10 protein-coding genes are annotated in these 12893 nt (G+C 65.7%); 7 read left to right on the top strand and 3 right to left on the bottom strand.

Annotated elements, in window-relative coordinates; all coding sequences use genetic code 11:
- The first annotated feature begins 77 nt into the window (after positions 1–77).
- Entirely contained in the window at positions 78–479 is a 402-nt protein-coding gene (locus tag VJ673_RS22100; protein WP_324128334.1) for a DUF2784 domain-containing protein, read from the top strand.
- Here the strand turns inward: VJ673_RS22100 and VJ673_RS22095 are convergent.
- Positions 476–652, bottom strand: coding sequence for a hypothetical protein (locus VJ673_RS22095; protein WP_324128333.1), 177 nt, complete (start codon positions 650–652; stop codon positions 476–478). The two genes, VJ673_RS22100 and VJ673_RS22095, sit on opposite strands and share 4 nt — an antisense overlap.
- 116 nt (positions 653–768) lie before the next feature.
- Between VJ673_RS22095 and gcvA the strand changes: the two genes are divergently transcribed.
- The 4 genes from gcvA to VJ673_RS22075 all read left to right on the top strand — a co-directional run bounded on the left by gcvA (position 769) and on the right by VJ673_RS22075 (position 5768).
- The gene (gene gcvA, locus VJ673_RS22090) at positions 769–1737 is read left to right on the top strand and encodes a transcriptional regulator GcvA (protein WP_324128332.1); all 969 of its coding nucleotides are present in this window, start codon (positions 769–771) and stop codon (positions 1735–1737) included.
- A 139-nt stretch (positions 1738–1876) separates the two neighbouring features.
- The gene (locus VJ673_RS22085) at positions 1877–4036 is read left to right on the top strand and encodes a YgiQ family radical SAM protein (protein ID WP_324128407.1); all 2160 of its coding nucleotides are present in this window, start codon (positions 1877–1879) and stop codon (positions 4034–4036) included.
- 8 nt (positions 4037–4044) lie between these two features.
- Positions 4045–4626, top strand: a complete 582-nt coding sequence (gene ampD, locus VJ673_RS22080; protein ID WP_324128331.1) for a 1,6-anhydro-N-acetylmuramyl-L-alanine amidase AmpD — start codon at positions 4045–4047, stop codon at positions 4624–4626.
- Between the two features lie 404 nt (positions 4627–5030).
- Positions 5031–5768 (top strand): transglycosylase SLT domain-containing protein, encoded by a 738-nt coding sequence (locus tag VJ673_RS22075; RefSeq protein WP_324128330.1) that lies wholly within the window; start codon positions 5031–5033, stop codon positions 5766–5768.
- Between the two features lie 13 nt (positions 5769–5781).
- Here the strand turns inward: VJ673_RS22075 and VJ673_RS22070 are convergent, their stop codons facing one another.
- Both VJ673_RS22070 and VJ673_RS22065 read right to left on the bottom strand, forming a co-directional pair.
- Positions 5782–6942 carry a pyridoxal phosphate-dependent aminotransferase gene (locus tag VJ673_RS22070; RefSeq protein ID WP_324128329.1) on the bottom strand — a complete coding sequence of 387 codons (1161 nt, stop codon included), beginning with the start codon at positions 6940–6942 and terminating at the stop codon, positions 5782–5784.
- 130 nt (positions 6943–7072) lie between these two features.
- Positions 7073–8920, bottom strand: coding sequence for a phosphoenolpyruvate carboxykinase (GTP) (locus VJ673_RS22065; RefSeq protein ID WP_324128328.1), 1848 nt, complete (start codon positions 8918–8920; stop codon positions 7073–7075).
- A 310-nt stretch (positions 8921–9230) separates the two neighbouring features.
- Between VJ673_RS22065 and VJ673_RS22060 the strand changes: the two genes are divergently transcribed.
- The gene (locus tag VJ673_RS22060) at positions 9231–11507 is read left to right on the top strand and encodes an NADP-dependent malic enzyme (RefSeq protein WP_324128327.1); all 2277 of its coding nucleotides are present in this window, start codon (positions 9231–9233) and stop codon (positions 11505–11507) included.
- Between the two features lie 117 nt (positions 11508–11624).
- Complete coding sequence (locus VJ673_RS22055) at positions 11625–12755, top strand: patatin-like phospholipase family protein (protein ID WP_324128326.1); 1131 nt, start codon at positions 11625–11627, stop codon at positions 12753–12755.
- Positions 12756–12893: the final 138 nt, after the last annotated feature.

The following is a 12893-nucleotide window of genomic DNA, read 5'->3' as shown; positions in this document are numbered from 1 at the left end:
TCCATCATGCAGAGCGTTGCGATGTTCTATGCTCGGGTGGAAGCGGGAAGGTTTCTGCGCACCTGGAGGCCATGCCGATGTTGGAACGCGTCGCCGCCGACGTGGTCGTGCTGATCCACGCGGCATTCATCGCCTTCGTCGTCGCGGGCGGACTGTTGGTACTGCGCTGGCCGCGTGTGGCGTGGCTGCATCTGCCGGCTGCCGTATGGGGCGCGGCGATCGAACTCGTCGGGGGAATCTGTCCGCTGACGCCGCTCGAGAACGCGCTGAGGCGGACGGCGGGGGAGTCGAGGTACGCGGGAGGTTTCGTCGAGCACTACCTGTTGCCGCTGATCTATCCCGCGGCACTGACGCGCGAGCTCCAGCTGGGACTGGGGCTCGGCGTCATGCTCTTGAATGTGCTGCTGTATGGGGTCGTCGCAACACGCCGGCAAAGGAGGAGGAGAGAAAACCGGCGCGGCGACGACGGTAAAGCTTAGTGGGGCAGGGGGTGGCGCGGTCCGAGCAGATGGGCGACCACGGCGCGTTTGACGCGGATCGCCAGGCGCTTCGCAGCGTGAAAGCCGTCGGCGATCATCTGGCCGAGGGCTTCGTTGCGCAGGCGCTGGGCTTCGCGGATGCGGTCTTGGCAGAAGACGTAATTCGTGTCCATTTTGTGGCTCCTTGAGACGTTGTCCCGTCGTGTGGGTACGGCCGCCAATGTAATTTCTTTGTTGCATTGCAACAAACGATCGTTCATCATGTGATGGCTTAGAAAATCTCATCCATATGTCCGGCCGTCTTCCCCCGCTGAATGCGCTGCGTGCCTTCGAGGTCGCCGCGCGCCACTTGAGCTTCAAACTCGCCGCCGAGGAGCTTTCCGTCACGCCGACCGCGATCAGTCACCAGATCCGCGGGCTCGAGGGCGACCTTGGCGTGCCGCTATTCCGACGCCTGACGCGGGCGCTGGAACTCACGCCCGAAGGCGAGGCGATGCTGCCCAAGCTGCGCGAGGCCATGAGCGCGATTGCCGCGTCGGTCGAAACAGTGCGTGCGATGCGGCCGGTGAGCCGGCTGTCGGTCGTGGCGCCGCCGTCCTTTGCGTCACGCTGGCTCGTGCCTCGGCTGCAAGGCTTTGCCGAGCAGCATCCGCAGGTCGAGCTTCATTTGGCGAGCGCGACCAAGGCGATCGACGGCGTTGAAGCCGGCGGGCTCGGCATCGACCCGCCGACCACGCGCAGCGAAGGGGCGCAGCTATGGATCCGCTTCGGTTCCGGCCGCTATCCCGGCTACCGCAGCGAGCTTCTCGTCGAACCCGAATACACCGCGGTCTGCAGCCCTGCGCTGCTGCGCGCAAAGTTGCCGCTACGCGAGCCGTCGGACCTGAGACGGCACACGCTGATCCACGACGACACGGTGCCGGACACGCGCGAGCGACCGACTTGGCCGGAGTGGCTGGCGGCGGCCGGGGTCCCCGGCATCCGCCCCGCCGGCGTGCACTTCGGCGACTCGGGGCTCGCGATCGCCGCGGCGCTCGATGGGCTCGGCATTGCGCTGCTGTCGAAGCCGCTCGTCGCCGCCGAAGTCGCGGCGGGACGGCTAGTCGTGCCCTTCGACATCACTGTGCGACGGCGCTTCGCGTATTACCTAGTCACGCAGGAGGCGGTGCCCGATGTCTTGCCGATCGCCGCGTTCCGTACCTGGCTCCTCGACGAGGTGCGCCGTGATGCGGCCGTCGTGGGCGCGCGGCACCTCTGACATGGCCGCGGCCTCCCCGATTTGAACCGAACGATGGCTGTGGCCTCTTAGTACAATGCCCGCGACAATGAATACCGATACCCTCCCCAGCATCTTTGCTGCCGCGCGTCCGCCGGCCCGTCCCGCCCCCTTCCTGCCGATGTCCCGCGTCGAGATGAAGGCGCTCGGCTGGGACGAATGCGACGTCGTGCTCGTCACCGGCGACGCCTACCTCGACCATCCGAGCTTCGGCATGGCGCTCGTCGGGCGGCTCCTCGAAGCGCAGGGCTTTCGCGTCGGCATCATCAGCCAGCCCGACTGGAAGAGCGCTGAGCCCTTCCGCGCACTCGGCAAGCCGCGCCTCTTCTTCGGCATCACGGCCGGCAACATGGATTCAATGGTCAACCGCTACACCTCGGACCGCAAGATACGCTCCGACGACGCCTACACGCCGGGCGCCGAAGCGGGCAAGCGGCCGGACCGAGCAGTGACCGTCTACGCGCAGCGCGCGCGCGAAGCCTTTCCTGACGCCAACGTCGTCGTCGGCAGCATCGAGGCCTCGCTGCGCCGTATCGCGCACTACGACTACTGGTCCGACAAGGTGCGCCGCTCGGTGCTGCCGGATTCCAAGGCGGATCTCCTGATCTTCGGCAACGCCGAGCGTGCACTCGTGGATCTCGCGCACCGTCTCGACGCTGGCGAGCCGATCGGATCGATCCGCGACCTGCGCGGCACGGCCTTCATGGTCAAGCCCGGCTGGCTGCCGAGCGAGGAGTGGAGCGAGATCGACTCGCTCACGCTCGACCGCCCCGGCCCTGTCGCGCCGCATCCCGACCCCTACGCGATGGAGGCGGAGAAATCCGCCGCGGCGCCGGCAGACGGCGCGCAGCCCGTGCGCATCGTCCCCGCCGCCGAACGCGTCGCCGCCCGCCGCGCCGCCCGCGGCAAGATGGTCGTGCGCATGCCGTCCTACGAGGCGGTCGTCGCCGACCCCGTGATGTACGCCCACGCCTCGCGCGTCTTCCACCTCGAGTCGAATCCCGGCAACGCCCGCGCATTGGTGCAGGCCCACGGCGAAGGCCCCGGCCGGCGCGATGTCTGGCTCAATCCGCCGCCGCTGCCGCTGACAACGCCCGAGATGGACTTCGTCTTCGGCCTGCCTTACGCCAGGCGCCCGCATCCGTCCTACGGCGACGCCCGCATCCCCGCCTGGGACATGATCAAGTTCTCGATCAACATCATGCGCGGCTGCTTCGGCGGCTGCACCTTCTGCTCGATCACCGAGCACGAGGGCCGCATCATCCAGAGCCGCTCGGAGGAATCCATCCTCCACGAGATCGAGGAGATCCGCGACAAAACACCGGACTTCAAGGGCCACATCACCGACCTCGGCGGCCCGACCGCAAACATGTATCGCATGGCCTGCAAGGACAAGAAGATCGAGTCCTCGTGCCGCCGCCTGTCCTGCGTCTATCCGGCCATCTGCGAGAACCTCAAGACCGACCACGCGCCGCTGATCTCGCTCTATCGCAAGGCCCGCGCGCTGCCCGGCGTGAAGCGGGTCACCATCGGCTCCGGCCTGCGCTATGACCTCGCGGTGCGCTCGCCCGAGTACGTCAAGGAACTCGTCACCCACCACGTCAGCGGCCTGCTGAAGATCGCGCCCGAGCACACCGAGGAAGGGCCGCTGTCGAAGATGATGAAGCCGGGTATCGGCACCTACGAGAAGTTCGCCGAGATGTTCGAGAAGTACTCGCGCGAAGCCGGCAAGAAGCAGCACCTCGTGCCCTACTTCATCGCCGCCCACCCCGGCACGACGGACGAGGACATGGTCAACCTTGCGCTGTGGCTCAAGAAGCAGGGCTTCAAGCCCGACCAGGTGCAGACCTTCATGCCGACGCCAATGGCGATGGCGACGACGATGTACCACAGCCGCAGGAACCCCCTGCGCAAGGTGTCGGCGGAATCCGAGATCGTCGAGACCGCGCGCGCGGGCAAGGTCCGCAAGCTGCACAAGGCGCTGCTCCGCTGGCACGATCCCGAGAACTGGCCGCTGATCCGCGAGGCGCTGCAACACATGGGGCGCAACGACCTGATCGGCAACGGCCCGAATTGCCTAGTGCCGCGCCATCAGCCGGGGGTGCCGCTTGTCACCGGCGGCCAGCAGCCGGCGGCACGCCGTCCGGGCGCCGGTGCGCGCATGACGGCGGTCGGCAAGACGAGCCGGGACGATCAGCCGTCGAAGGCAAGGCCATGCAGCCGCAGCCGCCGCCCGGCCACCGACAGCAAGCCCGCTCGTCCAGCGAAGCGTCGCGCGTGAGGGGCCGGATGAGCGGGGGAGGGCTGACGAGCGCCTTGCACGACGGCTGGCTGGATACGGCCGAGCAGTGCCCCTCGCCGAACTTCGATGCCCGCCCGGACGGCACCGGCGTGAACCTGATCGTCGTGCACGCGATCAGCCTGCCGCCGGACGAATTCGACGGCCCCGGGGTGCAGCAGCTTTTCACCAACGCGCTGGATCCGGCTGCGCACCCTTACTACGCCACGATCTGCCATCTGCGCGTGTCGGCGCACTTCTTCATCCGTCGCGACGGCAGCTTGATGCAGTTCGTGTCGACCGATGAGCGTGCCTGGCATGCCGGCGCGTCGCGCTGGGGTGATCGCGAACGCTGCAACGACTTCTCCGTCGGAGTCGAACTCGAAGGCTGCGACACGATGCCCTTCGAAGCCGCGCAATACGATCGCCTCGCCGCCCTCGTGCGCCAGCTGTGTGCCCACTACCCGATCGAGGCTGTCACCGGTCATTCGGACATCGCCCCAGGGCGCAAAACCGACCCTGGCCCCCGCTTCGACTGGCTACGTCTGCGTCGCCTGGTCGACCTTTCGAACGTCGAGTGCGGGCCTCTCTGAGGGGCGTTTCGAGCCTCTTTTCACCTTTTGTGACAATTCCGTTGTTTCCTGTACCGGCGCGGTTTCGGCAAGATTCGCTGCCCGTTTGTCGCCCCCAGGAGGCCGTGTTCTCCCGAACGGGATTGACCAAATCCAAAGGAATCAATAAAGTAGAGCCGTTGCTGCGATGCAGCAATAAATTTTGAGTATTGGATTGCGGGAGCAGCGACCGGTCTTCCCGAGGCCGGAGCCGTTGCAGTGACACCGGAAGCATGTGTCGCGACAACCCCGCAGGGCACGCTGTCAGGTTGCGCTCGCGTGCTCGACCAACCACTGAAGACGGGTTTCTTCGATCCACGGATACCCATCCGGCGGGGCCTTGTGCGCCGCAGATCGACGAGGCTTTCGTCGCAGCAGGAGGAACCATGAATCAAGCAACTCGTTCGAGCCGCTTGCTGGATGACGCGGCCGCGTTCTTAGTTCATTTCGTGCACGGCGGTGTAGTGTTGGCGGTTTTTTTCGCGCTGGCCTGTGTCGCGACCCAGTATATTCACCAGGAGCCCTTGAGCTACGACGACCTCCGGGCCGCGGAGGAAGAAACGCCGGCCACCGTCGCCCCCGTCGCCACGCCCGCGGCGCCAGCCGCCGAGCCCTTGAAGCAGCAGCACGCTGCGGCGCGCCTGACGGGCGAAATGACGCGCGTCAGGGATTTCGTCGCCCGGCAGTACAAGGTGTCGACGCGCACGCTCGAACCGATGCTCGCCGCCGCCGAGACGAGCGGCCGCAAGCTCGGTATCGATCCGCTGCTGATCGTCGCCGTGATGGCCATCGAGTCGAAGTTCAACCCCTTCGCCGAGAGCAGTATGGGCGCCCAGGGGCTGATGCAGGTCATCCCGCGCTTCCACGTCGACAAGATAGGCAAGGACGCGAACGAGCGCGCGCTGTTCGATCCGATGCTCAACATCCGCGTCGGCACCCAGGTGCTCGTTGAGGGGATGAAGCGGTTCGGTAGCGTGCAGGGTGCCCTGCAGTACTACGGCGGCGCCCTCGACGACCCCGACGCGAGCTACGCCAACAAGGTTCTGGCGCTCAAGCGTCGGTTGAGTACCGCCGCCGACCGGACGGCCGCAGAGCGGGAGCAGGCTCCGGCATCGGGCGCCTGACGCGCCGAGGCTTTTACCCCCGCATGCGGGCGATGCGCTCCGCTGCTTCGATCAGTCGCTCCTGGCGGGTCGTATAGGCGATACGGAGGTGGCGCCGAGGCTGGTTGTCCCCGAAATCCAGCCCCGGTGTTGCTGCCACGCCGGCTTCCTCGATCAGGCGCTGGGCGAAGCGCTCGCTGTCGTCCGCGAAGGGCGAGATGTCGGCGTAGATGTAGAAGGCGCCCTGCGGTTCCGCGGCGACGATAAAGCCCTGCTCGCGCAGCGCGGGCAGCAGCGTGTCACGGCGTTCGGCGAACTCGTGGCGGCGTGCTTCGAGGATGTCGATTGTAGAGGGCGCGAACGCGGCAAGCGCCGCGTACTGCGCCGGCGACGAGGCGGAGATGAAGAAATGCTGCGCGAGCTTCTCGATCTCGCGCACGTAGGCTTTCGGCGCGACCAGCCAGCCGAGGCGCCACCCGGTCATGCCGAAATACTTCGAGAAGCTGTTGACGACGAAGACATCGTCCATCGACTGCAGCACGGTGCTCGACGGCACGCCGTAGGTGAGCCCCTGATAGATCTCGTCGACGATCAATGTGCCTGAGCGCGCCAGCACCGCCGTGCGTAGTGCCGCGAGTTCGGCCTGGTCGAGCAGCGTGCCGGTCGGATTCGACGGACTCGCCACGATCAGTCCGCGCGTGCGTGCGGTCCAGGCGCCGGCGACGTGCTCGGGCGTCGGCTGGAAGCGCGTGTCGGCATTGACCGGCAGCGCGCGCGCGACGCCTTCGAAGCTCCGCACGATATGCCGGTTCGACGGATAGCCCGGATCGGGCAGCAGCCATTCGTCGCCCGGATCGGTCGTCGCCGCCAATGCGAGCATCAGCGCGCCGGACGCACCGGGCGTCACGATGATGCGTTCGGGCGCGACGTCGGCGCCGAAACGGTCATGGTAGAAGCGCGCGATCGCCTCGCGCAGCTGGGGCAGACCGAGGGCCGCGGTGTAATGGACGTCACCCGTCGCGAGAAAGCGCGTCGCCGCGTCGATCATCGGCTGCGGCGTCGGAAAATCCGGTTCGCCGACTTCCATGTGGATGATGTCGCGCCCCATCGCTTCGAGTTCGCGCGCGCGTCGCAGCAATTCCATGACGTGGAAGGGCTGGATTTCGGCGGTGCGGCGGGCAAGATGCGGCGTCATGGAAAGTCCTCGCAGACAGGCTTGATGAAATTGTAGGGGTAGAAAAAGCAAAAGCGCCGAAGATCGGCGCTTTTGCAGCGTTCGTCGGCCGGCCGCCGGCAGCTGCCGGCGGCCAGGCTCGCGATTGAGCTTACAGCGACAGGGCGAGCTCAAACATCTCGCGCTTGAGCGTGAGCTGGCGCGGCAGGCGATCCTGCAGCTTGTCGAACCACTCCTTGTGCAGCGCGAGTTCGTTCTTCCATGCGTCGGCATCGACCGAAGTCAGCGCGTCGAACTCTTCCTTCGTCACATCCGAACCGGTCCAGTCGATGTCCTCGAACTTGGGCATCCAGCCCAGCGAGGTTTCCTTCGCGCCGATACGGCCACGCACGCGGTCGACGATCCACTTCAGGACGCGCATGTTCTCGCCGAAGCCCGGCCACATGAATTCGCCGTTTTCGTTCATGCGGAACCAGTTCACGCAGAAGATCTTCGGCGTGTGCTCGACCACGTGGCCCATCTTCAGCCAATGGTTGAAGTAGTCGCCCATGTGGTAGCCGCAGAAGGGCAGCATCGCGAACGGGTCGCGGCGCACGACACCCTGCGCGCCGAAGGCGGCGGCGGTCGTTTCCGAGCCGAGGGTCGCGGCCATGTAGACGCCGAAGTTCCAGTTGAAGGCTTGGTAGGCGAGGGGCACGGTGGTCGCACGGCGACCGCCGAAGATGAAGGCCGAGATCGGCACGCCGGCCGGATCTTCCCAGTTCGGGTCGATCGACGGGCACTGCTCAGCCGGGGCGGTGAAGCGCGAGTTCGGGTGGGCTGCCTTGCGGCCGGTTTCCTTCGCGATCTCGGGCGTCCAGTCCTTGCCTTGCCAGTCGATCAGGTGGGCGGGCGCCTCCTTGCTCATGCCTTCCCACCACACGTCGCCGTCGTCGGTCAGCGCGACGTTGGTGAAGATGATGTTTTCCTTCAGCGTCGCCATCGCGTTGAAGTTGGTCTTCTCGGACGTGCCCGGGGCGACGCCGAAGAAGCCGGCTTCGGGGTTGATCGCGTAGAACTTGCCATCCTTGCCCGGCTTGATCCAGGCGATGTCGTCGCCGACGGTGTAGATCTTCCAGCCATTGAAGCTCTTCGGCGGGATCAGCATCGCGAAGTTGGTCTTGCCGCACGCCGACGGGAAAGCTGCCGCGACGTAGGTCTTTTCGCCTTCGGGCGACTCGACGCCGAGGATCAGCATGTGTTCGGCAAGCCAGCCTTCGTCACGCGCCATCGTCGAGGCGATGCGCAGCGCGAAGCACTTCTTGCCCAGCAGCGCGTTGCCGCCATAGCCGGAGCCGTAGGACCAGATCTCGCGCGTTTCGGGGAAATGCACGATGTACTTGGTGTCCGGGTTGCACGGCCAGCGCGAGTCCTTCTCGCCCACGCCGAGCGGGGCGCCGACGGAGTGCACGCAGGGCACGAACTCGCCGTTGGTGCCGAGGATGTCGAACACGGCCTTGCCCATGCGGGTCATCGTGCGCATGTTGGTCGCGACGTAGGGGCTGTCGGAGATCTCGATGCCGATGTGTGCGATCGGCGAGCCCAGCGGGCCCATCGAGAACGGGATCACGTACATCGTGCGGCCCTTCATGCAGCCCTTGAACAGGCCGGTGAGGGTCTCGCGCATCTTCGCGGGCTCTTCCCAGTTGTTGGTCGGGCCGGCGTCGCCCTTGTCCTTCGAGCAGATGAAGGTGCGGTCTTCGACACGCGCGACGTCCGAGGGATCGGACCAAGCGAGGTAGGAGTTCTTGCGCTTTTCCGGATTGAGCTTGATCAGCATGCCCGCTTCGACCATTTCGGCGCACAGGCGGTCATATTCCTCGACCGATCCGTCGCACCAGTAAACCCGCTCGGGTTCAGTCAGTGCGGCGATCTCCGCGACCCACTTCTTCAGACCTTCATGGCGGACATATGCGGGTGCGGAGGCGATGACGGCCTCGGCGGAACAGCGTTGATTCATGGCTAAAAGCTCTCCAGATAGCACAAGCGAAACCAGGTCCCGACGGGAATGCGTGCAGCCGCGCTTCCGGCGGGGGTGACGGGTCTTTTGACCTCTTGTTGCTCCCTTATTGCGGAAATTACTAGGGTAAACCGCAGTCGGCGAAAGCCTAATATTATGCCACGGCTGCCACATCGACGGGAAACCCCTACATGTGTTGCCTGCCCAACCTGCGATTGACTGTTTCCTGAAAGCTGGCGGGTGCATCATTGCAGCTTGGAGAGGGACGGCTCACGCCGGCAATCCGACGACAACAACGAAGAGACATCACATGGACGAACATATCCGCGCAGCAGCGCTCGAATATCACCGCAACCCTCGCCCGGGCAAGATCTCGGTCACGCCGACCAAGGTGCTGTCCAACCAGCGCGACCTGTCGCTGGCGTACTCACCGGGGGTTGCCGCGGCCTGCGACGCGATCGTCGAGGATCCGGCCGAAGCGGCCACGCTCACCGCGCGCAGCAACCTGATCGGCGTCGTCACCAACGGCACCGCGGTGCTGGGCCTGGGCAACATCGGCCCGCTCGCCGCCAAGCCGGTGATGGAAGGCAAGGGGGTGCTCTTCAAGAAGTTCGCCGGCATCGACGTCTTCGACCTCGAGATCGCCGAGAACGACCCCGACAAGCTGATCGACATGATCGCGGCGCTCGAGCCGACTTTCGGCGGCATCAACCTCGAGGACATCAAGGCGCCGGAGTGCTTCTACATCGAGCAGAAGCTGCGCGAGCGCATGAAGATCCCGGTCTTCCACGACGACCAACATGGCACCGCGATCGTGGTCGGCGCGGCGCTGCTGAACGGCCTGCACCTGCAGGGCAAGGACATCAAGAAGGTCAAGCTCGTGACCTCCGGCGCTGGCGCAGCGGCGCTCGCCTGTCTGGGACTCCTCGAGAAGCTCGGTGTGCCGGTCGAGAACATCTGGGTCACGGATATCGAAGGCGTGGTCTATGAAGGCCGCACGACGCTGATGGACCCGATCAAGGCGCGCTATGCGAAGCCCACCAGCGCGCGCAAGCTGACCGAAGTGATCGAGGGCGCGGACGTCTTCCTCGGTCTGTCGGCGGGCGGCGTGGTCAAGCCCGAGATGGTCGCGAAGATGGCGGCGAAGCCGCTGATTCTGGCGCTCGCGAACCCGGTGCCGGAGATCCTGCCCGAGCTTGTCAAGGGCGTGCGTGACGACGCGATCATTGCCACTGGCCGTTCGGATTATCCGAACCAGGTGAATAACGTGTTGTGCTTCCCCTTCATCTTCCGCGGTGCGCTCGACGTCGGCGCAACGACGATCACTGACGAGATGCAGCTCGCCGCGGTCAAGGCGATCGCCGAGCTCGCGCGTGCCGAGCAGAGCGACATCGTGGTCGCTGCGTACGGCGAGAAGGCCTCGCCCTTCGGTCCCGAATACATCATCCCGCGCCCCTTCGATCCGCGCCTGATCGTCAAGATCGCGCCGGCGGTTGCCGAAGCCGGCGTTGCGTCGGGCGTGGCGACGCGCCCCATCGCGGACTGGGATGCCTACCGCGGCCAGCTCAATAACTTCGTCTGGCATTCGGGCCTGATCATGAAGCCGGTGTTCGCCGCCGCGCGCCGCGCGAGCCAGCGCATCATCTTCGCGGAAGGCGAGTCCGAACGCGTGCTGCGTGCCGTGCAGACGGTCGTCGACGAAGGGCTCGCGCGCCCGGTGCTGATCGGCCGCCCGGAGGTCGTCCTGGCGAACATCGAACGCTTCGGTCTGCGCATCCGCACGGAGCAGGATTTCGAACTGGTCAATCCGGATTCGGATCCGCGCTTCAAAGAGTTGTGGACCTACTACCACAGCCTGATGGAGCGCAAGGGAGTGTCCGTCGAGTACGCGAAGAAGGAAGTCCGCCGCCGCACCACGCTGATCGGTGCGCTGCTGCTCAAGCATGGCTATGGCGACGGCCTGGTCTGCGGCACCTACGGCATGCACAGCCTGCACCTGGAGTTCATCGAGACCGTGATCGGGCGTCGCGAGGGCGTTCAGCACTGCTACGCGCTCAACGTGGTGAACCTTCCTGAACGCACGCTCTTCCTCGCCGACACCTACGTCAACAACGATCCGACGCCGGAGCAGATCGTCGAGATGACGCTGCTCGCGGCCGAGGAGATGGCGCGTTTCGGCATCACGCCCAAGGTCGCGCTGCTGTCGCATTCGTCCTTCGGCAGCTCGGATTCGCCGACTGCGGTGAAGATGCGCACGGCGCTGCGCCTGCTGCACGAGAACCACCCCGAGCTCGAGGTGGAGGGTGAGATGCACGGCGACGCGGCGCTCGACGCGGAGCTGCGCCTGCGCATCTTCCCGAATGCGCGCATGCGCGAAGCGGCGAACCTGCTGATCTTCCCGACGCTGGATGCCGCCAACATCGCCTTCAACCTGCTGAAGACGGCGGCCGGCGAAGGCATGACGATCGGCCCGATCCTGCTCGGCGCGGCGCGTCCGGTGCACATCCTGACGCCGTCCGCGACGGTGCGCCGCATCGTCAACATGACTGCTCTGGCGGCCGTCGAAGCAGCGAAGACGCAGCCCTGAGCTGCGACCCAAGCGCCCCCTACCTTGCCTCATGTACGTCGCCCTCCCCCTTTTCCGGGGGTGCGGCGGCGTGGCATGATGTTCGCGCACACGGTGCACTAAAGGGGCGGGGGCGTCATGGCGGACGGCAAGGCGGCTCTGGTGCTGACTGGCGGTGGGGCGCGAGCGGCCTATCAGGTCGGCGTGCTCTCTGCTATCCGCGAGATTCGCGGGCGCCGTTCCGGCAATCCCTTTCCCATCCTGTGCGGTACCTCGGCGGGCGGCATCAACGCCGCCGCGCTGGCTGTCGATGCGGCCGACTTCGGTCTCGCCGTGCGGCGACTCGTGCATATCTGGCGCGATTTTCACGTCGATCAGGTCTATCGCTCCGACCCCCGTGCGCTGTTTGCGACCGGGGCGCGCTGGGGCTCGGCGCTGATGTTCGGCTGGGCGGTGCGGCAGACGCCGCGATCCCTGCTCGACAACGCGCCGCTGCGCCAACTGCTGATGCGGGTGCTGGACTTCTCGCGCATCCAGAAGTCGATCGAGGGCGGGCACCTGCATGCCGTGAGCGTCGCAGCCTGCGGCTATTCGTCGGGCGAGAGCCTGGCCTTCTTCGAGGCCGCGCCGGAAGCGGAACCCTGGCGGCGGACGCAGCGGCTGGGGGTGGCGACGAAGCTCAACGTCGATCATCTGCTCGCCACCAGCGCGATTCCGTTCGTCTTCCCTGCGGTGCGCATCAATCGGGAATGGTTCGGCGACGGCTCGATGCGCCAGCTCGCGCCCGTGAGCCCGGCGATCCATCTCGGTGCCGACCGCATCCTGGTCGTCGGTTCCGGGCGGCTTGCCGAGGAGGGGAGGCAGCGCACCGACGGTTACCCGTCGCTCGCGCAGATCGCGGGCCATGCGCTGTCGAGCATCTTCCTCGATGGATTGGCCGTCGATCTCGAGCGCCTGCAGCGCATCAACACCACCGTCAGCGCGCTGAATCCCGAACAGCGCGAGGCCGCCGGCATCCGCCTGCATCCGATCGAAACCCTCGTGATCTTGCCCTCGCAGCGCCTCGACGCCATTGCGGGCCGGCATCGCGACAGCCTGCCGCTGGGCTTGCGCACCGTCCTGCGGGGCATCGGGGCGATGCGGCGCGACGGTTCGACCTTGCTGTCCTATCTGCTTTTCGAGCCGCCTTTTACACGCGCGCTGATGGATCTCGGCTACTCGGACACGATGGCGCGACGGGAGGAAGTCGCCGCCTTTTTGCGGATATGAGCGTTATTTTTTGTCTCGTTGCGTCATCTCAAGCACAGCTTTGTGCGTTGGTGGGAAACTGTGAAAGGATTTATTTTGAATTCACTTCAAAAAGGCTTGATATCTGCCTAATTTGATTAAGAATATAATTACGCATCC

This window comes from Aromatoleum sp., from assembly GCF_035254505.1.
Taxonomy (GTDB): Bacteria; Pseudomonadota; Gammaproteobacteria; order Burkholderiales; family Rhodocyclaceae; genus Aromatoleum.
The sequence above is the reverse complement of the archived record's forward strand: the minus strand, read 5'-3'. Positions and strand labels throughout refer to the sequence as shown.

Coding starts and splice junctions, on each gene's coding strand:
- gcvA (WP_324128332.1), top strand. CDS start 769: ATGTCCGGCCGTCTTCCCCCGCTGAATGCGCTGCGTGCCTTCGAGGTC.
- VJ673_RS22070 (WP_324128329.1), bottom strand. CDS start 6,942: ATGACGCCGCATCTTGCCCGCCGCACCGCCGAAATCCAGCCCTTCCAC.
- VJ673_RS22085 (WP_324128407.1), top strand. CDS start 1,877: ATGTCCCGCGTCGAGATGAAGGCGCTCGGCTGGGACGAATGCGACGTC.
- VJ673_RS22100 (WP_324128334.1), top strand. CDS start 78: ATGTTGGAACGCGTCGCCGCCGACGTGGTCGTGCTGATCCACGCGGCA.
- ampD (WP_324128331.1), top strand. CDS start 4,045: ATGAGCGGGGGAGGGCTGACGAGCGCCTTGCACGACGGCTGGCTGGAT.
- VJ673_RS22055 (WP_324128326.1), top strand. CDS start 11,625: ATGGCGGACGGCAAGGCGGCTCTGGTGCTGACTGGCGGTGGGGCGCGA.
- VJ673_RS22095 (WP_324128333.1), bottom strand. CDS start 652: ATGGACACGAATTACGTCTTCTGCCAAGACCGCATCCGCGAAGCCCAG.
- VJ673_RS22075 (WP_324128330.1), top strand. CDS start 5,031: ATGAATCAAGCAACTCGTTCGAGCCGCTTGCTGGATGACGCGGCCGCG.
- VJ673_RS22060 (WP_324128327.1), top strand. CDS start 9,231: ATGGACGAACATATCCGCGCAGCAGCGCTCGAATATCACCGCAACCCT.
- VJ673_RS22065 (WP_324128328.1), bottom strand. CDS start 8,920: ATGAATCAACGCTGTTCCGCCGAGGCCGTCATCGCCTCCGCACCCGCA.